19 protein-coding genes, 1 tRNA gene and 1 other RNA gene are annotated in these 24448 nt (G+C 69.2%); 11 read left to right on the plus strand and 10 right to left on the minus strand.

Annotated features, from left to right (window positions below; translation table 11 throughout):
* Positions 1-31: 31 nt before the first annotated feature.
* Complete coding sequence (locus VGC18_RS07935) at positions 32-829, plus strand: TIM barrel protein (RefSeq protein WP_331096033.1); 798 nt, start codon at positions 32-34, stop codon at positions 827-829.
* A 13-nt stretch (positions 830-842) separates the two neighbouring features.
* On the opposite strand, the gene VGC18_RS07940 is transcribed toward VGC18_RS07935, so the two are convergent.
* From VGC18_RS07940 to VGC18_RS07970, 7 genes are read right to left on the minus strand one after another with little or no spacing between them, the layout of a single operon-like run.
* Positions 843-2645 carry an ATP-binding protein gene (locus VGC18_RS07940; RefSeq protein ID WP_331096035.1) on the minus strand — a complete coding sequence of 601 codons (1803 nt, stop codon included), beginning with the start codon at positions 2643-2645 and terminating at the stop codon, positions 843-845.
* Positions 2642-2989 carry a response regulator gene (locus VGC18_RS07945; protein WP_331096037.1) on the minus strand — a complete coding sequence of 116 codons (348 nt, stop codon included), beginning with the start codon at positions 2987-2989 and terminating at the stop codon, positions 2642-2644. Before VGC18_RS07945 ends, VGC18_RS07940 begins: the two co-directional genes overlap by 4 nt.
* On the minus strand, positions 2986-3132 hold the full coding sequence (locus tag VGC18_RS07950; RefSeq protein ID WP_331096040.1) for a hypothetical protein: 147 nt from the start codon (positions 3130-3132) through the stop codon (positions 2986-2988). Before VGC18_RS07950 ends, VGC18_RS07945 begins: the two co-directional genes overlap by 4 nt.
* Positions 3129-4625 (minus strand): glycosyltransferase, encoded by a 1497-nt coding sequence (locus VGC18_RS07955; protein ID WP_331096043.1) that lies wholly within the window; start codon positions 4623-4625, stop codon positions 3129-3131. Before VGC18_RS07955 ends, VGC18_RS07950 begins: the two co-directional genes overlap by 4 nt.
* Complete coding sequence (locus tag VGC18_RS07960) at positions 4622-5344, minus strand: PHP domain-containing protein (RefSeq protein ID WP_331096045.1); 723 nt, start codon at positions 5342-5344, stop codon at positions 4622-4624. The genes VGC18_RS07955 and VGC18_RS07960 overlap by 4 nt, the downstream gene beginning before the upstream one ends.
* Positions 5344-6336, minus strand: a complete 993-nt coding sequence (locus VGC18_RS07965; protein ID WP_331096047.1) for an ATP-grasp domain-containing protein — start codon at positions 6334-6336, stop codon at positions 5344-5346. Before VGC18_RS07965 ends, VGC18_RS07960 begins: the two co-directional genes overlap by 1 nt.
* On the minus strand, positions 6333-7379 hold the full coding sequence (locus VGC18_RS07970) for a response regulator (RefSeq protein ID WP_331096049.1): 1047 nt from the start codon (positions 7377-7379) through the stop codon (positions 6333-6335). The genes VGC18_RS07965 and VGC18_RS07970 overlap by 4 nt, the downstream gene beginning before the upstream one ends.
* Before the next feature lie 277 nt (positions 7380-7656).
* Here VGC18_RS07970 and VGC18_RS07975 point away from each other — a divergent pair, with 277 nt between their 5' ends.
* Positions 7657-8091 carry a hypothetical protein gene (locus VGC18_RS07975; protein ID WP_331096051.1) on the plus strand — a complete coding sequence of 145 codons (435 nt, stop codon included), beginning with the start codon at positions 7657-7659 and terminating at the stop codon, positions 8089-8091.
* Positions 8092-8158: 67 nt separating this feature from the next.
* Here the strand turns inward: VGC18_RS07975 and VGC18_RS07980 are convergent, their stop codons facing one another.
* The 3 genes from VGC18_RS07980 to VGC18_RS07990 all read right to left on the minus strand — a co-directional run bounded on the left by VGC18_RS07980 (position 8159) and on the right by VGC18_RS07990 (position 10239).
* Positions 8159-9196, minus strand: coding sequence for an ice-binding family protein (locus VGC18_RS07980; RefSeq protein WP_331096053.1), 1038 nt, complete (start codon positions 9194-9196; stop codon positions 8159-8161).
* Between the two features lie 387 nt (positions 9197-9583).
* Positions 9584-9668, minus strand: a tRNA-Ser gene (locus VGC18_RS07985).
* Between the two features lie 121 nt (positions 9669-9789).
* Complete coding sequence (locus VGC18_RS07990; RefSeq protein ID WP_331096055.1) at positions 9790-10239, minus strand: MaoC/PaaZ C-terminal domain-containing protein; 450 nt, start codon at positions 10237-10239, stop codon at positions 9790-9792.
* Positions 10240-10341: 102 nt separating this feature from the next.
* Between VGC18_RS07990 and ffs the strand changes: the two genes are divergently transcribed.
* The 9 genes from ffs to VGC18_RS08035 all read left to right on the plus strand — a co-directional run.
* Positions 10342-10438, plus strand: an RNA gene (gene ffs, locus VGC18_RS07995) — signal recognition particle sRNA small type.
* 315 nt (positions 10439-10753) lie between these two features.
* The gene (locus tag VGC18_RS08000) at positions 10754-13210 is read left to right on the plus strand and encodes a phosphoketolase family protein (protein WP_414672867.1); all 2457 of its coding nucleotides are present in this window, start codon (positions 10754-10756) and stop codon (positions 13208-13210) included.
* 70 nt (positions 13211-13280) lie between these two features.
* Positions 13281-15722 (plus strand): phosphate acetyltransferase, encoded by a 2442-nt coding sequence (gene pta / locus VGC18_RS08005; protein ID WP_331096059.1) that lies wholly within the window; start codon positions 13281-13283, stop codon positions 15720-15722.
* 21 nt (positions 15723-15743) lie between these two features.
* Positions 15744-16931 (plus strand): acetate kinase, encoded by a 1188-nt coding sequence (locus tag VGC18_RS08010; RefSeq protein WP_331096061.1) that lies wholly within the window; start codon positions 15744-15746, stop codon positions 16929-16931.
* A 147-nt stretch (positions 16932-17078) separates the two neighbouring features.
* The gene (locus VGC18_RS08015; protein WP_331096063.1) at positions 17079-17849 is read left to right on the plus strand and encodes a DUF5819 family protein; all 771 of its coding nucleotides are present in this window, start codon (positions 17079-17081) and stop codon (positions 17847-17849) included.
* Positions 17846-18916 (plus strand): HTTM domain-containing protein, encoded by a 1071-nt coding sequence (locus VGC18_RS08020; RefSeq protein WP_331096065.1) that lies wholly within the window; start codon positions 17846-17848, stop codon positions 18914-18916. Before VGC18_RS08015 ends, VGC18_RS08020 begins: the two co-directional genes overlap by 4 nt.
* Positions 18913-20361, plus strand: coding sequence for an NAD(P)/FAD-dependent oxidoreductase (locus VGC18_RS08025; protein WP_331096067.1), 1449 nt, complete (start codon positions 18913-18915; stop codon positions 20359-20361). Before VGC18_RS08020 ends, VGC18_RS08025 begins: the two co-directional genes overlap by 4 nt.
* A gap of 215 nt (positions 20362-20576) precedes the next feature.
* Positions 20577-23912, plus strand: coding sequence for a choice-of-anchor G family protein (locus VGC18_RS08030; RefSeq protein ID WP_331096068.1), 3336 nt, complete (start codon positions 20577-20579; stop codon positions 23910-23912).
* 131 nt (positions 23913-24043) lie between these two features.
* On the plus strand, positions 24044-24448 hold a 405-nt coding region (locus VGC18_RS08035; protein ID WP_331096070.1), incomplete at its 3' end, for an AAA family ATPase.

Genomic DNA, 24448 nt, shown 5'->3' on the forward strand with positions numbered 1-24448 from the left:
CTCGTGACCGGCTCTGGTCAAGGGAGTGGATGTGACAGCGATCGCCGCCAACCTGGTGTGGCTCTTCGCCGAGTTCGGTGACGACCTGCCCGCGCGCATCCGCGCCGCGCGACGCCACGGGATCGAGGCGGTGGAGATGTGGGGCTGGCGAGATCAGGATCTCCTGGCCATCGGCAGGGCTCTTGAGGAGACGGGGGTGAGCCTGCTCACCATGACCGTCGACCCGCAGCTCCAGCTCACCGATCCCGCGACGCACGACGAATGGCTTGCCGCCGTTCGCGAGTCGCTGGAGGTCGCCGTGCGGCTGGACGCGCAGAACGTCGTCGTCGTCGCCGGCGACGCGCGGCCCGGCGTCTCCCGCGACGAGCAGAGGGCGGCGCTGGTGGACGTGCTGGGCCGGGCGGCGGGACTCGCGGAGGCGACCCCTGTCACCCTCCTGCTGGAGAACCTCAACGACCGGGTCGACCACGTCGGCACGTTCCTCCGGGCCGCCGGGGAGACGCTGGACGTTGTCCGAGAGGTGGGGGCGCCACGCCTGAGGCTGTTGCTCGACGTCTATCACTCCCTTGTCGCTGGCGAGGACATCGCACGCGCGATCGCCGGGCACGCCGACCTCATAGGCCATGTGCAGCTGGCCGAGTCCCCGGGCCGTCATGAGCCGGGCACGGGATCGACCGACTGGGGCGGGGTGATCCGGCTGCTGCGGGCCGCCGGCTACCGCGGGCGCTTCGGCCTGGAGTACCGCCCCACCGTCGACACGGTCTCATCGCTCGCCGAGATCGAGCGAGTCGTCGCGGCCGTCGACGCACCGGCCGGACCTCGCGGGTGACGCCCGGGCTCGCCTATCCGCCGTCCCGCGCAGCTGCGCTCGGCCGCTCGTCGACCACCGCCCGGCCGTGGCGGGGCAGGACGATCTGGAACTCGGTGCCGACCCCCTCCTCGCTCGTGACGTCCATGTGGCCTCCGTGCGCCGTGACGATCGCACGGGTGATCGTCAGGCCGAGACCGACACCGGGCACGGCGTTGCGCGTGGCGGTCGACGCGCGGAAGAACCGGGTGAAGAGCTCGCCGAGCTCGTCCTTCGGAATGCCGATGCCGCTGTCGCGCACCGTGATCCTCACGGCGGCGTCGCAGGTCTCCAAGCCGACCGTGACCCTGCCATCGCGGGGCGTGAACTTGACGGCGTTGGAGACGAGGTTGTCGATCGCCTGCCCGATGCGGACCGGGTCGGCCCGTAGCATCACCGGAGCGCCGGGCAGCTCGCGGGCGAGCTCGACGCCTGCAGCCGCCGCGGCAGGAGCCGCGGTCTCCAGTGCGGCGGCGACGATGGCGACGATGTCGACATCCCTCGGCTCCACCGGGAACTTGCCTGACTCGACCTGCGCCGTGAACAACAGGTCGCCCACGAGCCTCAAGAGACGCTTGGCGTTGCGCTCGATTACCGCGAGGAACTGGAGCTGTTCCTCCTCGAGCGGATGCTCCGGGTCGTTCTGCAGCAGGTCGAGATAGCCCAGAATGGAGCTCAGCGGGGTGCGCAGCTCGTGGGAGATCATCCCGACGAACTCGTCCTTCATGCGAGACACCTCGGCGGTGCGTGTCTCATCGGTGATGACGAAGAGGTAGCCCAAGGCGGCTCCGTCGCCGTCACGCCGCGACGTCACTGTCAGCCGCACCGGAACCGGACGCCCGTCGCCGTCGACCATGTGAACGTCGCGGTCGACGGCGACGTCCTGGTCCGCGAGGCTGAAGAGCGCGCGCAGCCACGGCGGAACGGTGTCGTCGGAGTCGACGGACGCGGCCCCGTCCGTGAGCTCTGTGCGTGCGCTCGGCGGGAAGATCTCGTCCACGTGGAGCTTGCCGACGGCCTCTTCCTCGCTCCGGCCAAGGAGCGTGGTGGCGCCGGGATTCCACGCCATGACGACCCCCTGCGTGTCGGTTCCGATCACCGCCTGCCCCGTGGTCGCCTGCCACACGCTCTGGAACATGCCGAGCAGCTCGCGGTAGCGTTGCTCGCTCTTCTGCAGCCTGTCGACGACCTCGATGTTGCGTTCGAGCGCTTCGGTGCGGTCGGTGGCGAGGCTCTCCGCGAGACGGGTGCGAACGCGCTGCAGTCGCGACAGCTCGTTGACGATGGCAGCCGCCATCGCGAACACGACAGGGGAGACCGCTCCCCTCAGCCACTCCGTCGCGTCGGGGGGCGGGTGCGCGATGTACGGGATCAGCAGCGAGAACGAGGTGAGCACGAGGACCAGGAACACGTAGCGGATCCCCGGGGCGGCGGCCAGCCAGATCACGGGAAGCAGCACGAGCCCGGCGAAGAGCGAGCCCGGACCCCCGGTGCCGAAACGGAACAGTCCCAAGCCGATGATGTCCAGCATCGGGATGACCAGCACCGGCCATCCGTCGTCGACCGAGCGCACCGTGAGCACCAGCGCCAGAATGGTGGCGGCCGCCACGATCGCGATGCCGCCCACGGCGTCGCCGAGCGGGCGGAACTCCAGCCCTGGGACGACGAGCACCAGTATGACGCTGATGAGGAGAGCCGCGGCGCTCGGGACCTGTTTGACCAACGGGCTCGGATTGTCGAAGAAGCCGTGCCATCGTTCCTGCATCGACGGACGTGCGGTGCTCGCCGGGCCACTCATCTCGGGACCTTCGCGGTCAGGGCGTGCAGCTGAGCGCCGGTGAACGGTTTGGGCAGGACGTCGTCGGCGGTCGGGTATCTGCTGACGTCGAGCACCGAGCTGATGGCCAGGATGCAGCCGGGACGGTCGGTGCGCAGCCGTGCGGCGAACTCCGTTCCGGACATTCCGGGCAGGAGAAGGTCGACGATCGCGAGCATCGGGCTCACCCGGGGGAGCAGCGCCAGCGCCTCTTCGGCGCTGGCGGCGACGACCACGTCGAAGCCGTCGCGTTCCAGATAGTGCCTCAGCAGTCGCGCCTGGTCATCGCTGTCCTCGACGACGAGTGCGAGGGGATTCGCGCTCATGCGAAGAACACCTCTCGGATGGCGACGACGACGGCCACCAGCGCCAGTGCGGCGACGGCCTGCGGTAGCAGCCGGCGTTCGAGGCGGGCATCGCGGCGGATGCTGCGCCATCCCTTCTCATCGTCCGCGTCAGAATCCGTCATCCGACAACCCTGCCGACCTTCTCTGTCTTGATCCAGGCCGTGTCCGCCTTGCGCCACTCCTTGACATACGAGTCGATGGTGATCGCGCACAGCAGGGAACCATAGCCGACGAGATACAAGAGCAGCGGCGCGAGCACCCGGCCGGCCCGGGTTCCCTCCACGGCACGGGCGAGCCATGCGCCGAGCATCGCCGCAGCGCCCCAGACATAGATGCAGAGCGTCCAGTCGATCCGGCCCGAAGCAGTCAGCTGCAACCCGAAGAGGCCCGGGACGTCGTTCTCGAGCAGGCCGGGGAAGAGGGCGGAGACCATGACCACGAACGAGCCCACACCGGGGAACAGCAGCGCCTCTCGCCACGCGTGGCGACCGGTGCGCGCGTCCAGCTGCAGGGCGAAGAAGATCGAGTACAGGTAGGTGCAGGCCGCGCTGACCCACATGATCCGGAACACGGTCGCCGCCAGGTCGCTGTGCAGCACCAGCAGCACGACGAGGCCGAAGGAGGCCAGCAGCATGGCCACCGGAAGAAGGAAGGTGCTGAACCACATCAGCCCGAACGAGACGCTGCCGAGCCGATGGCCGCGCCGAGGCCGGAACCACAGCCGGCGGTAGTGGCGGGTGAGCTGCACGTTGCCGCGCGCCCAGCGCAGGCGCTGCTTCCAGAGGGCGTCGATCGTGCGGGGTTCCTCTGCCAGCACGAGCGCGTGCGGTTCGAACACCATGCGCCGCCCGTGCAGCTGTGACTCGAACGTCGTCATCGTGTCCTCGGCGAGCGTGCCGGTCGGTATCCGCCCTCCGATCGCCTCCAGGTTCTCGCGGGAGTGGAGCTGGGCTCCGCCGGCCAGGCAGGCGATGGCGCCGAGCACGTTCTGGGCGCGCCGTGCAGCGAGCTGCCCCAGGACGTACTCGATCGCGATGAAGCGGGTGAGGTAGTTGCGGTCGCGGCTGCCCTCGGCGATGTACGCCGTCACCGCCCCGACGCGCGGATCCGCCAGGTGCCGGGTCATCTTGGCGACGGAGTCGCGGGCGAAGATGACGTCGGCGTCCATGATGAGGATCGCCTGTGCCCACGAGGAGGCGAGAACGCGCGAGATGCCATGGTTCAGGGTGTGCGCCTTGCCCTCGCCGCCCTGTTCGCGGCGCAGATGGAACACCCGCCCCGGGTTCTCCCGCTCCTTCGCGCGGACGATCTCCGGCGTGTCGTCCGTGGACGCGTCGTCGACCACGTAGATGCGTAGCCGGTCCTGCGGGTAGTCCAGTGTGAGGAGCCTGTCGATCGAGGCGCCGACGACGGGGCCCTCGTTCCAGGCGGGCACGATGACCGCGACGTTCGGCGTGTACGGTGCAGCCCGGCCGTAGTGGTTGACGAAGGCGTGAAACGGCAGCACGAGGAACTGGAAGGCCGTGGAGATCACGGGCAGCGTGCCCGCCGCGACGCACAGCAGCAGGACGACGATCACGCCGTCGTCGAGGATGCTCGGCCAGTCGATGCTCACGCCCGCACCGTCCCGTCGTCGGCGGTGTCGAGGATGCGGGCGACGCGATCGTAACGGCCGACGTCCCGGGCGTCGTGGCTGTCGGTCGACGCCACGAGCCGGGCGCCGGCCGACCGTGCCGCGCGAAGTGCCTCCGGGCCGGGGCAGGCCCACTTCTCGTTGACCTCGATGATCGTGTGTGTCTGCGCCGCCGCGCGCGCCCACGCCCCGAGCCGCTCGCCGCCGAGCTGCTGCTCGGAGAGTCCGGTCTTTGGCAGGATCGAGAAGCAGTGCGCGAGCTGGTTCCCCGGGAACCGGTGCATGGCGCCGATGAGCCCCTCGGTCAGAAGGTCGAGGGCGTGCTCGACCGGGAATCCGTCTTCCAGGCGGGCGCGGGTCGTCGACGGCGACCACGGCCCGTCGGGGCCGGGGAACTGGTGGTCAGCCATCACGATCGAGTCGATGCCGTCCGGCAGCGCCGGCAGATCCAGATGCCCGGCCGTGTCGAGGATCTTCGCCTCCACGCCGGTCAGCACCGTCAGGCCGGCCGGGACGGATGCGGCGGCGACGGCAGCGACGAAGTCGGGCACCCAGTCGGTGCTCGCTCGCACATGCTCGACCAGGCGCACGACGGTGAGGCCGGCCGCGGCGGCGGCCGTGATGTTCTCCGCGAGGGTGGAGACGGCGTCGTCTGAGAAGACGGAGTGCACGTGGTGGTCCTCCTGCAGCACGCGACGCATCAGGCGTCCTCGTCGCGGTGCCCCGCGTGCGCCGAGACCAGCACCTCTGCGGGGTCGAGGATGATGTCGTCGAGAAACCGCACGACGGCGAGATCTCGGAAGGGGAGCCGCTCGGGAAGGCGCTCGCCGAGGAACAGGTCGACGACGAGCGAGGGGATGTCGACGCCGGCGGCGATGGTGAGCGGCAATGCGCCGGGGAACCGCGGGTTCACCTCGAGGAGGGCCGCGCGTCCACGTCGGTCCCTTCGCAGTTGCACGTTGGCCACGCCGACGAGGTCGACCGCCCGGGCGACCGCGGCGGCCGTCTCCTCCAGTTCGGGGTCGTGCAGGGTGCGCCCCGCGATGGCGACGCCCGAGTCGACACGGGCCCTTGTCCGCGGCACGGCGGCCACGACCCTTCCGTCGGCGTCCGCCAGCACGTCGACCGAGTACTCGTCGCCGGGCAGGAGCTCCTGCACGATCAGGTCCTCGTCCGCCGGGAGCGCGCTCAGCGCAGCACGGTCGGGTACGGTACGGATCCCACGGCTCCCCGCTCCGCGGCGCGGTTTGGCGAAGACGGGGAACTCCCAGTCGATGCCCGCCGCCTCGGCGCCGGCGAGGACCGTGCGCGGCGCTCGCCCCGTCGATGCGCACCGTCGGGCGAGAGCCAGTTTGTCCAGGCAGTCCTCGAGCGTCTGAGCGGAGGGCGCCGCGAGCACGGCGGGGGCAAGCTCGGCGCGCCGCCGCGCGAGAGTGGAGAGCTCGACGTCCACGGTGGAGATGACGACGTCGATGCCATCCCGGGCGACGATGTCGACCAGTCCGGGGACGAAGCCGTCGGAAGCACCCGGTTCCAGCAGACGCCGCCGTTCCGCGGGCACGAGGTAGAGCCCGCTCGCCCATCCGTCCATGTCGCCGGCGAACACGGTCAGGTCACAGCGGCGCAACAGCGAGCGGATGACGGCGACGCCGGCGGGACCCCCGGCGCCGGTCACGAGGACGCGCGCGGTCAACTCCGGCTTTCCGTCCGCTCGACGACACGTGAGAGCTCCGCGGTCTCGCGAATGATCTCGAGCGGCTCCACCGCCGTGCCCCCGCCGAAGCGGGACCAGTATCGAGCGGTCGCGGTGACGAAGTCCGGGGCGAGGTAGTCGCGGTTGCCGATCTGCGAGTCGAAGCACGAGAGCAGCGCCAGCTTGCGGTCCAGGAAGCCGTCGATGCTGACGAATCTGGCGGGCTGGAAGTCGACCGTCGCTGAGGGGCTCTGATAGCAGGCGACCGTCCCGACCCGTCGGGTCGCCACCACGGTGGCGTCGTGCACCGCCCGGTGATCCTGGTGACGGTCGTGACGAGAGTGGGTGTAGACGATCGTGGGCTCGACCTCGCGAACGACGTCCTCGATCAGCCGCACGGTGGCGCCGCCGCTGCCGATCTCGGTGTCCACCAGGTCTTTGAGGAAAAGCCGCGCGCCGATCAGCTCGGCCGCCGCGAGCGACTCGTGCTGCCGTCGATCGGCGTCGCCTCCCCTTGCGCCCCGGGAGAGCGTGAGGACGGTGATACGGTCACCGGCGTCGTGATGCGCCGCGAGGATGCCGCCCACGCCGATCTCGACGTCGTCCGGATGCGCCCCGACCGCGAGAACCACCTCGACGGGCTGGGTCGCCTCACGTCGCCTGCGCCGCCCCTCGTCCGCGAGACGGCCCACGACCTCGACGAGCTTCGCGTTGTCCAGAGGCTTCGTGAGGAACTCGTTGGCCTGTGCACGCAGTGCCGACACGGCGTAGTCGACGGAGACGTGCGCCGTGATCACGATGGCCGGCAGCCACGGACGATCGTGTCGGATCGTCTCGAGCATCTCCAGCCCGCCCAGGCCCGGCATCTCGATGTCTGTGATCACGAGGTCTGGTTCGAACGAGTCCGCGGCCTCGATCCCGGCAGCCCCGTCGGTCGCGATCTGGACGATGCACTCCGCGCGCCGCTCCAGCACGGTCTTCATCAGCATCACGAGGTCCTGATCGTCGTCGACGACCAGCACGCGCCTGTGCCCCTCAGCCACCCTGGCCTCCCAACCCTCGCGCACGCGGCGACCTCTAAGCGGAGTATATGGTGCAGGAACTCGGGAACGGAGCGCCGGTACCGCGTTGACGGGATTCGCCAGCGGTCCGGGGCCACAGCCGATCGGGCGAGGCGTCGGCCAGCGCTGGCGCCCCAGGGTCAGATCCGCTCGGCATCGCACCTAGGCTTTGCTGTAGACGCAGGCGATGTAGATGTAGACGCAGGCGATGTAGATGAGGTGTGCGCCGCTGAGGACGGTGAGGCCGCCAAGGCGCTTCATGACCGTGATGTTCTTCGCGCCGTGGGCCCCGAGCTCGTCTCCGGTCGACGCTTCCGACATAGCCCTGACGTGCGCAGTCGTCTCGGCGATCCAGGCCACGGCGCTCGATGCCTACACGGGTTACCGACAGGGCAAACTGTCCGCCGAGCAGTACGCCGGGGCGGTGGACACCATCCCCGAGCAATACGCGGCGCTCACGTTCCAGACCGGCTACGGCCTGCGCGATCTGGTCGCAGCCGCCAGGACCGCGATCAGTGAGACCCCCGCATCCGTCGGCGGGGCCGTGTTCGATCCTTCTGCGCAGCCTTACAGCGGCGCAGCCGATGCCCTGGCGTCGGCGTGCGAGGCGAACCACACCGGCCTGCAGATCGCCGGGCAATACGGGATAGCCCGACCGAAAATCAGACCCCACGGCGAATGGACGCGGGCCTGATCGCCTGTCTCGCGTGCCCGCCCGCGTCACATCGTGCCGCGGGCGGTGCCGAGAGTGGGACGAGGCGTCAGCGCCGCGATCGCGCGGCGCTCACGATTCTCCAACGACGCGGGCGCAGCCAGATCAGCGCTCCGCCGGTGGCCAGAATCAGGGCAACGGCGGTCGCCGGCAGCAGGTCCGACCCGCTCTCGGCCAGTGACCCGCTGGGCGCGCCCGTTCTCGCCGCCGCGGCCGCTGCTGCCGCCGCTGCCGCCTGTGCGGCTGCCGCCTGTGCTGCGGCTGCCTGCGCCGCTGCGATCTGCTCGGGGGTGGGGGTGCTGGCGACGATCCCCGTTCGCGGCCCGCAGCTGGCTGGACGGGTGATCACGTCCGAGTCGAGGGTGACGGCGCCGTTACGAGCCAGGAGCCGCCCATCGATAGTCGCGTTGGTGTTGGCGGTGATCGAGGTCAGAGCCATGATCGTTCCGGCGAAGGTGGAGCCGGTGCCGAGGGTTGCTGACGAGCCGACCTGCCAGAACACGTTGCAGGAGTTCGCACCTCCTGTGAAGGCGACGGTGCTGGCGGACGCAGTGATCAGAGTGCTGGCTGCTTGGAAGATGAAGACGGAGCTCGCGGATCCGTCCAGAGTGACCGTGCCGTTGAGGGCCAGCGCGTTGCCGGAGTAGACGCCCGGGACGAGAGTGCGGCCGGCGAGGTCGATGATGCCGGACTCGTCGGGCGAGCGCCCCGCCGCGTCGTTGTAGGCGGTGGTGAGGTCGGCTTGTGCCTGCTGGGCCTGCGCGTCGGCGGCGTGGATCACTCCGTTGGCGATTACGCCGGGCGGGAAGCCCGTGACCGCGGTTCCCGGGCTGAGCCCGACGTCGCCGTTCTCGACCGTGGTCGCGCCCGTGTTCGTCACGGTGCTGCCGGCGAGGACCTCGTAGCTGTCCGCCGTGCCGAGCCCGACCGCGGCCTGAGTGGACCCGGCGGCGCTGGCCGGTCCGGCACTGCCGAGCACGACGAGGGCAGTCATCCCGGCGATCGCCGTCACCGGCAGAATGACTCGCCATCGGCGCGGCGCATCGGTGGACGAGCGTGCGGCGTGCGTGTGATGTGCCAGAGACATCGGGACCCCGATCGTAGTGCGGTTGAAACCGTCACCAGGGTCCGGGGCAACACTCGGAGGCTAAGTCTGAGTAGACAGTTCTGTCAAGATAGACAGTCCGGTTGCCGGCGCGCAGGTTGCGTCGTCCCTGTCGGATTCCCGATTCCGTCATCAGGCAGGTCGGCCGATGAGAGCGGGGTCATCGTGGTGAGACCGCATCTTCGGCACCAGACGACGGATGAGGCATGCCATCTCGTTCCGAAGACGCGGTCTGGTGTCGGGGAGCGACCCGATTCACCCGGAATCGTTCACCCGGAATCGCCTCGGCAACGCGGCGGGGCGGCAACCCCCGTGCCGCTCGCAGCGGCAAACATGCTGACCAGGGCCGGGGGCGCTGCGAAGGATGGGCGGAGGATGGGGGATTCGAACCCCCGAGGGCTTGCACCCAACACGCTTTCCAAGCGTGCGCCATAGGCCACTAGGCGAATCCTCCGAGCGGTCGATGCGAGAACGACCTCACGGAATCCTACCGGACCGACAGGAGCCCTCCCACCCGGTGTTCCTCGTGCTCGGCAGCGAGATGGCATCGGTCGCTCCGGGGCCGAAACGTACGGTCACGCGATCGGCTCGACCGCGACCATGAGGTCCATGCGGCCGCTCTGCACCACGTCGCCGTTCTGGTTGCGCAGCGTGAGGAGCCGCTCGACGATGCCGTACCGCCCCGATGCGGTGCGCCGGGCCGACAGGATCTCGACCGTGCAGGTGACGGTGTCGCCGATGAAGATCGGCGCGAGGAACTTCCAGTCGTCGACACCCAGCAACGCCACGGCACTGCCCTCGAAGACGCCGGTGCGCGCGATCAGGCCGAGGCACAGGGAGGCTCCGAGCATCCCGTGCACGATGCGCTGCCCGTAGCGCGTCCGTGACGCGAACTCGGCGTCGGTGTGCACCTGGTTGTTGTCGTTCGTCCATGCCGCGAACGACATGACGTCCGCCTCGGTGATGGTCCGGCCCGGCGTGACGAAGGTCTGTCCGGGGTGCAGGTCGTCCAGGTAGAGCGGCATGCTGGCTCCTCTCGGCTCGGCGGATGCCTCCCCGAGCGTAGCGCCGGCGCTGCCAGCCGAGGGCGAGCGGATGGCCGGGCATCCGCATGCCGGTACACTGGTCGAGGCTCCTCGCGTGGCGCCATCCAGGCCAACTCCCCCAGGGCGGAAACGCAGCAAGGGTAACCGGGCTCTGGCGGGTGCGCGAGGGGTCCTTTTTCGTGGGGGAGCGCGTGCCGGGTATGCGGTACGAGCGTGCGTCGCCTCTGGCGTGTCGGTGACCCGTCAACAAGTATGGGAGCAAGCGGTCGCGATCGGTGGCCGGTCTGGAGGCATCCCCGTGGCATCCGCATCGGCTCAGACGAGAGGCGTCGCCAAGACCAGAGGCACCGCAGGTACGGCGCGCGCGAAGGCTGGCGCGACGGCAGCCGGCGGTGATCCGGCACAGGTCGTGGCATCGGCGAGCGCCGTCCGGCCAGAGCGCGCACGCCGCCGCCCGGCGGACGCCTACGACCCGGCGTTCCCTCGTCGCACCGTGCGCGGGCTCGATGCCGGGACCCTGGCGGCTCTGGACGCGTGGTGGCGTGCCGCAAACTATCTCAGCGTCGGTCAGATCTATCTGCTCGACAACCCGCTGCTGCGTCGCTCGCTGACACGCGACGACATCAAGCCCCGGCTCCTCGGTCACTTCGGCACCGTCCCCGGCCTCAACCTGGTCTATGCCCACCTGAACCGCGCGATCCAGGAGCGCGACCTCAACGCCATCTACATCACCGGCCCGGGTCACGGCGGCCCGGGCATGGTCGCCAACGCATACCTCGACGGCACATACTCCGAGATCTACGCCCACATCACACGGGACGAGGACGGGCTGCGCAGGCTGTTCCGGCAGTTCTCGTTTCCGGGTGGCATCCCGAGCCATGTCGCCCCGGAGACCCCAGGCTCCATTCACGAGGGGGGAGAGCTCGGCTACTCGCTTAGCCACGCGTACGGCGCGGCGTTCGACAACCCCGACCTGCTGGTCGCCTGCGTCGTGGGCGACGGCGAGGCAGAGACCGGCCCGCTGGCCACCGGTTGGCACTCGAACAAGTTCGTCGACCCCCGTCACGACGGCGTCGTGCTGCCGATCCTGCACCTCAACGGCTACAAGATCGCCAATCCGACCGTGCTCGCGCGCATCCCGGAGGACGAGCTGCTCGACCTATTCCGCGGGTACGGTCACAAGCCCTACCTGGTCACCGGCGGATTCGACGGCGAAGACCCGATCGAGGTGCACAAGCGCTTCGCCGCCGTGCTCGACCAGGTGCTCAACGACATCGCCGCGATCAAGGCGGATGCCCGGGCCGGGCTGTACGACGCCGCCCCAGGCGACGAGCAGGGCGGTGCCACTCCCGCGTGGCCGATGATGATCCTGCGCACGCCCAAGGGGTGGACGTGTCCGAGGTTCGTCGACGGCGTGCAGATCGAGGGGACATACCGCGCCCACCAGGTGCCGCTCGCGAACGCGCGGGACACGGAGGAGCACACCAGGATCCTCGAGGACTGGATGCGCAGGTACCGTCCCGAGGAGCTGTTCGACGAGAGTGGCGCCCTGGTCGCCCTCGCCACCGAGCTGGCACCGGCGGGTGACCGCCGAATGAGTGCCAACCCGGTCGCCAACGGCGGCCTGCTGCGCAAGGAGCTCTCGCTGCGCGACTTCCGCGACTTCGCCGTCGATGTGCCGTGGCCGGGGGCGACGATCGCCGAGGCCACCAAGGTGCTCGGGCAGTGGCTGGCGAGCGTGATCGAGGACAACCCCACGACCTTCCGCATCTTCGGGCCCGACGAGACGGCGTCCAACCGCCTTGCCCCCGCCGTGTACGAGCACACCGGCAAGCAGTGGAATGCGGAGCTGTGGTCCACCGACGACCATCTGGCACGCGCGGGCCGCGTGATGGAGATGCTCAGCGAGCATCAGTGCGAGGGATGGCTGGAGGGCTACCTGCTCACCGGCCGGCACGGGCTCTTCAACTGCTACGAGGCGTTCATCCACATCGTCGACTCCATGTTCAACCAACACGCCAAGTGGCTGAAGGTGGCGCGGGGGATCCCCTGGCGGAGGCCGATCTCGAGCCTGAACTACCTGCTCTCCAGCCATGTCTGGCGGCAGGATCACAACGGGTTCAGCCATCAGGATCCCGGATTCATCGATCACGTCGTCAACAAGAGCGCGGACGTCGTGCGCGTCTACCTGCCGTTCGACGCGAACACGCTGCTGTCCACGTATGACCACTGCCTGCGATCGGTCGACTATGTGAACGTCGTGGTCGCCGGCAAGCAGCCCTCCGCCAACTGGCTGACGATGGAGCAGGCGATCGCTCACTGCACCCGCGGCCTGGGCATCTTCGACTGGGCCGGCACCGAGGTGGAGGGAAAGGCTCCGGATGTGGTGCTCGCGGCCGCAGGGGACATCCCGACCCTCGAGGTGCTCGCGGCGGCGCAGATCCTGCGCGAGGAGATGCCCGATCTGAAGGTGCGGGTGGTGAACGTCGTCGACCTGATGCGACTGCAGTCGGAGACCGAGCACCCGCACGGTCTCTCCGATCGCGAGTTCGACGCCATCTTCACCGCCGACAAGCCGATCGTCTTCGCCTACCACGGGTATCCGTGGCTCATCCACCGACTCACGTACCGTCGGCACGGGCACGTGAACATCCATGCTCGCGGGTACAAGGAGAACGGCACCACCACCACGCCGTTCGACATGGTGATGATGAACGACCTCGACCGGTACCACCTCGTCATCGACGTGATCGACCGCGTCCCCGGGCTGGCCGAGCGGTACGCCGGGCTGCGCCAGCGGATGCAGGATGCTCGTCTCATCGCCCGCCAGTACACGCGGGAGCACGGCGAGGACATCCCCGAGGTCGCCAACTGGCGCTGGGGCCACGATCAGGACAGCGGTGAGGAGACCGTGGACCTGTCGCGCGACACCGGTGGGGACAACGCGTGAACGCCCGCATCACGTCGGCGCCGGCCGTGTCCGTCGGCCGTCCTCGTGCCAGGCCCCTACCGGTGGTCCGGTGAAGTCGGTCTACATCGCCTCGGCGGAGGGACGCAGCGGCAAGTCGATCGTGGCGCTCGGGGTCGTGGATCTGCTCCTGCGTCAGGGTCGCAGGGTGGGCGTGTTCCGGCCGATAGCGCGGTCGGCGACGGAACGGGACTACGTGCTCGATCTGCTGATCGGGCTCGACGGGGTGAGGACCGACTACGAGCATGCGATCGGCGTGACCTACGACGAGGTGCACGCTGATCCCGATGCTGCGCTCTCGCGCATCATCGACCGGTACAAGACCGTCGAGGCGTCCAGCGAGATCGTCGTCGTCGTCGGCAGCGACTACACCGATGTCGGCACGCCCACGGAGCTCGGGTACAACGCACGGATCGCGGCGAATCTCGGCGCGCCGGTGCTGCTCGTGCTGAGCGGCCGTGTGCACGAGGGCGTCGACGAGCGTCTGGGGCAGGCGGACGCCCGCAGCCCGGCCGAGCTGCGCCAGCTCGGTGAGGTCGCCTCGGCCTCGCTGCGCAGCGAGCACGCGGAGCTGCTCGGCATCGTGGTCAACCGTGCCGACCCGCACGCCCTCACCGCGATCATCGACGCCGTCGCCTCATCGCTGGTCGAGCCGTCATCGCCGCCCTCGCCCCCATCGCCGGTTGAGCCCGTGTCGCCGGTTGAGCCTGTCGAAACCGCGCCCTCGCCCCCATCGCCGGTTGAGCCTGTCGAAACCACGCCCCCGCCCCCTTCGCCGGTTGAGCGCGTCGAAACCGCGCCCTCGCCCCCATCGCCGGTTGAGCGCGTCGAAACCGCGCCCTCGCCCCCATCGCCGGTTGAGCGCGTCGAAACCGCGTCTCTGCCTGCGTCGCCGGTTGAGCGCGTCGAAACCGCGCCCCCGCCCCCTTCGCCGGTTGAGCGCGTCGAAACCGCCCCTCCCGCCGCCTCCGACGCTCTTCGCCCCGCACACGGCGGTGTGGCGGTGTGGGCGCTCCCGGAGGATCCGCTGCTCGTCGCGCCGGCGGTGCGCGCGATCATGGCGTCCGTCGACGGCGAGCTGATTCGCGGCGATCCCGCGCTCCTCGACCGCGAGGCGCTGGGTGTCGTGGTCGCCGCGATGTCGATGGAGAACGTGCTGCCCCGACTGATCGAGGGGTCGATCGTGGTGGTCCCCGGTGATCGCACCGAAGTGCTGCTCGCGGTGCTGCTGGCGAACGCCGCCGGCACCTTCCCCTCGATCGCCGGCATCGTGCTCAACGGCGGTTTCCAGTTGAGCGAGCCGATCACGCGCCTGCTGTCCGGCCTGCGCTCCCCGCTGCCGATCATCAGCTCGCCCTACGGAAGCTACGAGACGACCGTGCGCGTCACCCACACCCGGGGCCGGCTCGCGGCGGACTCCGACCGCAAGCGTCAGACAGCGCTGCAGCTGTTCGCCGACCATGTCGACACGGGACGGCTGCTCGAGGCGCTCGATGTGACCAGGTCGCCGATCGTGACGCCGCTGATGTTCGCCTACGAGCTGGTCGAGCGCGCGCGAAGCGACCGCAGGCGCATCGTGCTGCCCGAGGGGGAGGATGACCGCATTCTGCGCGCTGCCGACATCGTGCTCTCCCGTGACATCGCCGATCTCACGATCCTCGGCGACGAGGCCGCGATCCGTGCCCGAGCGGGCGAGCTCGGCCTGGAGCTGGCCGCCGCCGACATCCTCTCGCCATTCGATCCCGAGCTGCACGAGCGCTTCGCGGACGAGTACGCGCGCCTGCGGGCGCACAAGGGCGTCACGAGGACGCAGGCGGCGGACATCGTGACCGACGTCTCGTACTTCGGCACGATGATGGTGCACCTCGGGCTCGCCGACGGCATGGTGTCGGGTGCGGCGCACACCACCGCGCACACCATCCGCCCGGCGTTCGAGATCATCAAGACGAGGCCGGGGGTCTCGGTGGTGTCCAGCGTCTTCTTCATGGCGCTCGCGGACCGGGTGCTCGTGTACGGGGACTGTGCGGTGATCCCCGATCCGAGCGCCGAGCAGCTCGCCGACATCGCGATCTCGTCGTCGGTCACCGCCCGGCGGTTCGGCATCGAGCCTCGGGTGGCGATGCTGTCGTACTCGACCGGAGACTCCGGCAGCGGCGCCGACGTGGAGAAGGTGCGGAAGGCAACGGCGCTGGTGCGTGCACGCGCCCCCGAGCTGCCGGTGGAGGGGCCGATCCAGTACGACGCGGCGGCGGATGCCGCGGTCGCGCGGGCGAAGATGCCCGGTTCCCCGGTGGCGGGCCGGGCGACCGTGTTCATCTTCCGCGACCTCAACACGGGCAACAACACGTACAAGGCGGTGCAGCGGTCGGCGGGCGCGGTGGCGGTCGGGCCGGTGCTGCAGGGCCTGAACAAGCCGATCAACGACCTGTCTCGCGGGGCGCTGGTCGAGGACATCGTGAACACCATCGCCATCACCGCCATCCAGGCGCAGTAGGCGACGAGCGAAGGCAACCACATGACATCCGTCCTGGTCGTGAACAGCGGCTCGTCGTCGTTCAAGTACCAGCTGATCGACGCGGACGATGAACGGCGACTGGCATCCGGGCTCGTGGAGCGCATCGGCGAGCCAACCGGCCACGCCACCCACGACGTGCCGGACGGGCACTGGGAACGCTCGCTGGAGATCCCGGACCACACGGCGGGCTTCGGCGTGATGCTGGACGCGTTCCGGGAACACGGGCCCAGCCTCGAGACCCACCCGCCGATCGCCGTCGGCCACCGCGTCGTGCACGGTGGTGCCAGGTTCTTCGAGCCGACGCTCGTGACGCCTCTCGTGCTCATCAATATCGAGGACCTGTCAGACCTCGCCCCGCTTCACAATCCGGCCAACGTGGAGGGCATCAAGGCGGCGCAGAAGGCGTTCCCCGAGTTGCCGCACGTCGCCGTGTTCGACACGGCGTTCCACCAGACGATGGCGCCGGATGCCTACACCTACGCGATCGACGCTGAGCTCGCGAGCCGCCTGCGCATCCGTCGCTACGGCTTCCACGGCACCAGTCACAAGTACGTGTCCGGTGCGGCCGCCCGGTTCCTGCAACGTCCCCTCGGCGAGCTCAAGCAGATCGTCCTGCATCTCGGCAATGGGGCCTCCATGACGGCGGTCGACGGCGGCCGCTCGGTCGACACCAGCATGGGCCTGACCCCGCTCGAGGGGTTGGTGATGGGCACCAGGTCGGGCGATGTCGACCCGGCCGTGCTGATCTACCTTCAGCGCAAGACCCGCATCGGCCCCGACGACCTCGATGACCTGCTCAATCAGCGCAGCGGACTGCTCGGGCTGAGCGGACGCAAGGACATGCGCGACGTGATCCGCGCAGCAGACGACGGCGACGAGTCCGCGCGGCTCGCGCTGGAAGTGTACCTGCACCGCATCAGGCACTACATCGGGGCTTACACCTTCGAGCTCGGGCGGGTCGACGACATCGTGTTCACGGCAGGGGTGGGCGAGAACAGCGCCGAGATCAGGGCGCGGTCGCTCGCCGGGCTGGAGCATCACGGCATCGAGGTCGATCCCGACCGCAACGACTCCCGGGTCGGGGGCGTGCGTGTCATCTCGACGGATGCCTCGCGCGTCACCGTGCTGGTCGTGCCGACCGACGAGGAGCTCGAGATCGCCAGGCAGACCCTGTCGGTCGTGGGGTGACGGCGTGGCGGTCGGGGCAGGCGCGAGCGCATCGCCCACCACGCCGCGAGCGCTTCGTCTCGCCGCTGCGAGACCCGTGCCCTCCGACGCAATAGGATGGCCGCGGACTGGGGGCGCGGTCCGGGACGTCTGGAGCGAGGGGGTTCCATGCAGGCGGAGGCAAGAACTGTCGAGCGCAGGCCGACACCCATTGCCGCACGTGTGATGGCGGTCGTCGTCGTCCTCGTGCTGGCATGGCACTTTCTGGCGACGTACACGTGGAACGCCTCGCCCAACGCCATCAGGCAGGCGATCGGGAACTCGACGCTGACGTCGTACATGATCCCGATGTTCGGGCAGAGCTGGTCGGTGTTCGCGCCCAACCCGGGCTCGGTGAATCCGAGCCTGGACGTGCGGGCGATCGTCGAGAGGGACGGGAAGTCCCAGACAACGGACTGGTACAGCCTCACCGATCGATCTGCGAGGAACGACGTGCAGCTGCATCCGATCCCCTCGCGCATGTATCTCAACGACTTCATCCTTGCCAACCGCTATTACGCGTCGGCGCTCGCGATCCCGACGGACGTGCGCAACGAGGCGGGAAAGACGTACGGCGGACCGGTATGGCCGTCGCTGCTGCAGAGGAACATGCTCACCGAGCTGAAGGTGGACTCGAGCCCCACGGTCTCCGCGTTCGTCGACTACGAGCGCACGGTGCTCGGACTGGCCAGCGAGGTCGCCGTGGCGCGCTGGGGGAGCCACGTGAAGCAGGTGCAGGTGCGCGTGCTCAAGACGCCCGTAGTGCCCTTCGCCCAGCGAAATCAGAAGGTCACCCCGGAGGTCTCGTATTTCGTCGACGGCTGGCGCCCGGTGACGCGGGTGCCGGGGGTCGACACCGCGGTCTTCGACTCGATGTTCAAAACGGGGAACCGGTCGTGACGGCGCTGATCTCCACCGCCTGGAGGTGGGTCGTCGATCGCGTCCGCGACGGCGAGCACTGGCTGATCGACTCCCAGCACGCCCGCTACGGCGCCTCGGTGGCCCGCATCGTCTATGGCCTGGTTGTCGTGCTCTTCGTGATCGCGAACTTCGCTCGTCGTCAGTACCTGTGGGGGGCGGCCTCGGGGTGGGACAGGCCGATCCAGCCGTTCAGCGTGTGGGGTTTTCCGTTCACGTTCTACAGCGCGTCGGATCCCGCATGGCTGTTCACCGTGAAGTTCCTGCTGCTCGGGGTCGTCGGCATCGCGCTGCTGGTCGGGTGGCACACCCGCATCGCGGCCATCCTGACCCTCTACCTGTACATCTCGTTGGTGTCGACGAATCCCGTCGCCACCGACCAGACCGACAACGCGCTGCGGATCATCCTGTTCTACTTCGTCTTCGCGGACATGTCGGCCCACTGGTCGCTGGATGCCCGCCGTCGTCGGCGACGCGCGGCGAAGGGGCTGAGACCGCTCCGTGTCGTTCCCGAGTGGTTCTCGAACATCCTCCACAACGGGGCGATCATCGCCGTGGCGCTGCAGATCTTCATCATCTACGTGGTGGCCGGCCTGTCGAAGGTGAAGGGCTCGCAGTGGCAGGACGGCACTGCGGTGTACTACCCGCTGCACCTGCAGTCGCTGACCCCGTGGCCGTGGCTCAGCGACCTGGCGTCATCGAACTCGATCCTCGTGAACGTCGTGACGTATTTCGCCGTGTTCATCCAGCTCTTCTTCCCGTTCCTCCTCCTGGCGAGATGGACGCGAGTGATCGCGCTGGTCGGCATCGTCGGCATGCACGTCGGCATCGGCATCCTGATGGGGCTTCCGCTGTTCTCGATGGCGATGATGGCGGCAGACGGCATCTTCATCCGAGACGCCACGTACGCGCGCATCGAGCGCTATGTCGGCACGAGGGCGATTCCGTGGCTGCGACGGGCGTGGGGGAGGCGGCGTCCGACGCGGCCACCGGAGCGCGGCGCCGAGCCGGTGGACGCGGGACACGAGCCGGCGAACGCAGCCACGTGACGGAGGTCGACGCCGCGGTCGTCGGCAGCGGCCCGAACGGGCTCTCGGCGGCCGTCACGCTCGCCAGGGCAGGCCTGCGGGTGCGCGTCTACGAGGCGGCGCAGACGATCGGCGGCGGCGCGCGCACGGCCGAGCTCACGGTGCCGGGCTTCCGGCACGACGTATGCTCAGCCGTGCATCCGCAGGCGCTCGCGTCGCCGTTCTTCCGGGCGTTCGGGCTCGAGAAGCGCGTGAGCTTCGTCGTGCCGGAGCTCTCCTACGCGCACCCTCTCGACGGCGGGGTGGCGGGGCTCGCGTATCGCGATCTGGGGCGGACCGCGGAGTCCCTTGGCGTCGACGGCGCCGCCTGGCGCCGGCTCCTCGAGCCGCTGCTCGACAGGCTCGACGGCGTGCTCGACTTCACCGGTGGCACGATGCTCAGAGCCCCGCGGGATCCCGTTGCCGCGTTCGAGTTCGCCGTGCGCGCGCTGGCCCAGGGCACGCGCGCCTGGAACGTGGGATTCGCCGGTGGTGTCGCCCCCGCGATGTTGGCCGGGGTCGCCGCGCATGCCGGGGGCGCGTTGCCATCTCTGGGCAGCGCCGGAGCCGGACTGTTGCTGGCGACGCTCGCGCACGCCGGCGGCTGGCCCATACCGGTCGGCGGGTCCCAGGCGATCGTGGACGCCATGGCGGACGATCTGAGGGCGCACGGCGGGGAGATCGTCACCGGTGCCGAGGTGCACGCGTGGGGCGACCTGCCGTCCGCGCAGGCCGTGCTGTTCGACACGTCGCCGCGGGACCTGGTGCGCATTGTCGGCTCTCGCGTGCCCGAGCGGTATCGGCGCCGCATCGAACGCTTCCGCTATGCGAGCGCCGTCGCCAAGGTGGACTTCGCCCTGGACGCCCCGGTGCCGTGGGCGAATCCCGAGGTCGCCGACGCGGGAACGGTGCACCTGGGCGGAACGAGGTCGCAGATCGCCGCGGCCGAGCGCGAGGTCCGCGCGGGGAGGCATCCGGGTTGGCCGTACGCGCTCGTGTCGCAGCCCAGCCGCTTCGACGCGTCGCGGGCACCCGAGGGCAAGCACGTGCTCTGGGCGTACACGCATGTGCCGTTGGGATCGGAGGTGGATCCCACCGAGATGGTGACGGAGCAGATCGAGCGATCCGCTCCCGGGTTCCGGGACGTGGTCATCGCGTCCGCATGGCGATCCGCCGCGCAGATCGAGGAACACAACTCGAACTACGTTGGTGGGGACATCTCCGGCGGAGAAGTGAGTATAGCTCAGCTATTTTGTAGACCGGTCCTCTCGCGGGCCCCCTGGGCCACCCCAATTAGGGGGGTGTACCTGTGCTCGTCCTCCACCCCGCCCGGCCCTTCCGTCCACGGCTTGAACGGCTGGTTTGCTGCCATCGCGGCCCTTCGCGTCACCTTCGGAACGAGGCAGATCCCCGCGCTGGGCGCGTGAACCGGGAACTCTGGGCGCTTGCCTGATCTGTGAATGTGCCGATATTTTCGCGACTGGGGCTTTCCGAGGAGGGAACGGATCGTCCCGGGTGGTGCGACGTAGCGCCGCTCTTGGAAGTCAACACCGGGGGTGAAGGTGTGACACGCTCGCAAAATGTCCATGGTTCTGCTGTCCATGGCTCTACGTTCCGCAAAATCGCTGCGGCATCGACGTCGGTGCTGATCGCGGCGGCGTTCGTCCTGGTCGGGTCCGGTGCCGCCAATGCGGCCCAGATCACGCCGACCGGCAAATCCGAGGGCTACGGGCAGGTGCTGGGGGCGGATCTGCTTGATTCTTCGCTCGCCACCACCGGCACGGCGCACTCGATCTACCCGAACGGACCCGCCACGAGCGCGGATCCGTTCAACGCGTCCGCGCTCGACCTGGCGTCGCTGCAGCTGCAGCTCGTGGGCTCCGGCGTGCAGATCCCGCTGATCGGCACCGCGGACAACCCCGGGCTGCTCGACCTGGGCGAACTCGGCGCGGTGCAGAGCTACGCGTCGTCCGACGAGCCCAACCACTCGATCGCGGCGTCCGGCGTCGTGGGCGACGACGGAGCCATCTCGATCAGTCCCACGGATGACCCGAGCGACATCGGCAACGCGGGCGTCGACCTCACGAGTCTGCTCGCCCAGCTGAACGTCGACGGGCTCACCAACAGCATCGTCGACCAGATGAACCTGCACGTCGGCGCGCTCGCATCTCGTGCAGAGGAGACCAACGGGTCCGACCCGGTCTCCGACTACCGAGTCGCGGACCTGCAGGCGAACATCCACAGCGCCCTCGTCGGAGGAATCACGAGCGGGCTCCAGGGGGCGGTGAACACGGCGGGCACCGACCTCACGGGCGCGCTGAACGGGCTCGTCGGCAACGGGGGCGCGCTGACGTCGCTGGTGGACGCGGTTCCCGACGTCAATGTGCTCGGGCTGGTGAGCGCATCGCTCGGCAACCCGACGGTCTCCGTCAACGTGCCCGACCTCGGCGGCGTCATCGACACCGCGCTCGGTGGCTCCCACGTGGTGGTGAGCGACGACGGCTCGGTCACGATCGACCTCACCACGGGGACCGTCCAGGTCGACTTCGCCAAGCTGGTGAACCCCGACGGCAACGGTCTGAACGGCCTCGGACCGAACACCGATCTGCTCACGCCCGGCACGATCGAGGCGATCACGGCGGGCGTGAACAACGCGCTCGGCAAGATCGTGACGCCGGTCACGAACGCGGTGAGCCAGGCCCTTCAGGGGACGACGCTCACCATCAGCATGGACGTGAACGCGACCCTCTTGCCAGGTGTGAGCATTGGGAACGATGGTCTTCAGGTCATCGACGCCCCGATTCAGATCACCGGCACCCTGGCCGACTTCGTCGGCGGAACGGCTCACGTCGACCTTTCCCACATCGCGCTGCTCCCGGGCCTCGGCCCGGTGGGCCTTCTGCTCAGCGGGGTCGTCAACGGGCTCACCGGGACGCTGACAAATACGATCCTGCCCCCGCTGCTGACGAGTCTCGGCGGCACGATCAACGGCATCCTGTCGGCATCGTCGACCAGCGTGACGGCCGCCCTCAACGGCGTCGTCAACCCGGTGATCGACGCGTTCGACCCGGTGCTGAGCGGCGTGCTGAACCAGATCGTGCAGGTCCGGATCAACGACCAGCCGACGGTCGCCGACGACCCTACGGACGGCGACCTCGGTCCTGACTCGTTCACGGTCCGGGCATTGAGCCTGACGCTCCTGCCGCGGGTGGCGAACTCCGACCTCGCAAAGGTGAGCTTCGCCTCGTCGACGGTTCGCACCTCGGCGATCACGCCCGTGGCGATCACGGCTCCGGAACCGGGCACGACGATCACGGTCTCCGGTCCGGACGGCACGCAGTCCGTCGACGTGACGGGGACCGGCGAGCCGGGTGGCTCGATCTCGGTCACGGCTGGCGGCGTGACCGAGACGACCACCGTCGACGCCACGGGCCACTGGACGGTGACCTTCCCTGACCTCGGCGTCGGCGATTACACGGCGACGGCGACGCAGACGGTGGGAACCGAGCAGACGACCGCCACGACCACCTTCTCCATCGTGGCCGAGGACACCTCGACGTCGACGACGGACTCCACGTCGACCACGACGGGCACGTCCACGACGACGGGCACGGACTCGACGTCGACCACGACGGGCACGTCGACCTCGGCGACGGACTCCACGTCGACGACCACGGGTACGACGGATTCGACCTCGACGACGCCGGGTACGTCGACCTCGGCGACGGATTCGACCTCGACTTCGACGGGTACGGATTCGACGTCGACGACGACGGGCACGTCCACGACGCCGGGTACGTCTACGTCGGCGACGGATTCGACGTCGACTTCGACGGGTACGGATTCGACGTCCACGACGCCGGGTACGTCCACGTCGGCGACGGACTCCACGTCGACGACCACGGGTACGTCGACGACGCCAGGCACGTCGACCTCGGCGACGGACTCCACGTCGACGAGCACGGGTGCGACGGATTCGACGTCGACGACGACGGGCACGTCCACGACGCCGGGCACCTCGACGTCGGCGACGGATTCGACCTCGACGACCACGGGTACGTCCACGACGCCGGGTACGTCGACGTCGGCGACGGATTCGACCTCGACTTCGACGGGTACGGATTCGACGTCCACGACGCCGGGTACGTCGACGTCGGCGACGGACTCCACGTCGACGACCACGGGTACGTCCACGACGCCAGGCACGTCGACCTCGGCCACGGACTCCACGTCGACGACCACGGGCACGTCCACGACGCCGGGCACCTCGACGTCGGCGACGGATTCGACCTCGACTTCGACGGGTACGGATTCGACCTCGACGACGACGGGTACGTCTACGACGCCGGGTACGTCGACATCGGCGACGGACTCCACGTCGGCGAGCACGGGTGCGACGGATTCGACCTCGACCACGACGGGTGCGTCCACGTCGGCGACGGATTCCACGTCGACGACGCAGGGTGCCACGACCTCCGCGAGCACGTCGACATCGACCAGTACGGGCGATTCGACCAGCACGACCGAAGGCACGCAGACGCCGGCATCGAGCGTCAAGTACGCCTCGATCGTGCGGGGAACGGGTGTCACGCAGGTCATCTACGGCACCGGCTTCCAACCGGGTGAGTCGGTGTCGGGGACGCTGCACTCCACCTCCATCCCGCTGGCCGCGACCACCGCGGATCCGAGCGGAAACGTCTCCTGGAATGTTCCGATCGGAGCCGACTTCGAGGTGGGCAGCCACTCCGCAGACCTGATCGGCACCGTCTCCGGTGAGGTGACCGCGGCGAACAACCACACGCAGTTCACCGTGCTGGCCGCGGCGGTCCCGTCCGGCGGTTCCGGCTCGACCGGCGGCACCGGCCTCGCCTCCACCGGCAGCGATCTCGGATGGGCACCGCCGGCCCTGCTGGCCCTGTTCATCGCGGGAGGCGGTGCACTGCTCATCGCTCGCCGCAAGAGGGTCAAGGAGTCCTGATCCGCTGATGATGATCGCCCCGCCCGGGAGTCCCGGACGGGGCGATCATCGCGCGGCGTCGCGTCGCGAGGGGCTCCGGAGTTCTCCACAGCGCCCGATCCTCTGTCAGACCCCACGACTACCATTGACCCGTGGTCACCGCCCTGTATCGCCGCTATCGGCCCGAGACGTTCGCCGAGATGATCGGCCAGTCTCAGGTGACCGATCCGCTGATGACGGCGCTGCGCACCAACCGGGTGAATCACGCCTATCTGTTCAGTGGCCCACGCGGCTGTGGCAAGACCACGAGCGCGCGCATCCTGGCCCGCTGTCTCAACTGCGCCGAGGGCCCCACCGACACCCCGTGCGGCGTGTGCCCGAGCTGCGTCGAGCTGGGTCGCGACGGCGGCGGATCGCTCGACGTGGTCGAGATCGACGCCGCCAGCCACAACGGCGTCGACGACGCGCGCGACCTGCGCGAGCGCGCGGTGTTCGCCCCGGCCCGCGACCGCTACAAGATCTTCATCCTCGACGAGGCGCACATGGTGACGCCGCAG

The organism is Lacisediminihabitans sp., assembly GCF_036404185.1.
Taxonomy (GTDB): Bacteria; Actinomycetota; Actinomycetes; order Actinomycetales; family Microbacteriaceae; genus Lacisediminihabitans.

What these genes read in the sequence shown, in the direction of transcription:
- VGC18_RS08015 (WP_331096063.1), top strand. Translation starts at nt 17,079, where the DNA reads ATGCAGGCGGAGGCAAGAACTGTCGAGCGCAGGCCGACACCCATTGCC.
- VGC18_RS07945 (WP_331096037.1), bottom strand. Translation starts at nt 2,989, where the DNA reads ATGAGCGCGAATCCCCTCGCACTCGTCGTCGAGGACAGCGATGACCAG.
- VGC18_RS07940 (WP_331096035.1), bottom strand. Translation starts at nt 2,645, where the DNA reads ATGAGTGGCCCGGCGAGCACCGCACGTCCGTCGATGCAGGAACGATGG.
- VGC18_RS08010 (WP_331096061.1), top strand. Translation starts at nt 15,744, where the DNA reads ATGACATCCGTCCTGGTCGTGAACAGCGGCTCGTCGTCGTTCAAGTAC.
- VGC18_RS07975 (WP_331096051.1), top strand. Translation starts at nt 7,657, where the DNA reads ATGACCGTGATGTTCTTCGCGCCGTGGGCCCCGAGCTCGTCTCCGGTC.
- VGC18_RS07960 (WP_331096045.1), bottom strand. Translation starts at nt 5,344, where the DNA reads ATGCGTCGCGTGCTGCAGGAGGACCACCACGTGCACTCCGTCTTCTCA.
- VGC18_RS07980 (WP_331096053.1), bottom strand. Translation starts at nt 9,196, where the DNA reads ATGTCTCTGGCACATCACACGCACGCCGCACGCTCGTCCACCGATGCG.
- VGC18_RS07990 (WP_331096055.1), bottom strand. Translation starts at nt 10,239, where the DNA reads ATGCCGCTCTACCTGGACGACCTGCACCCCGGACAGACCTTCGTCACG.
- VGC18_RS07950 (WP_331096040.1), bottom strand. Translation starts at nt 3,132, where the DNA reads ATGACGGATTCTGACGCGGACGATGAGAAGGGATGGCGCAGCATCCGC.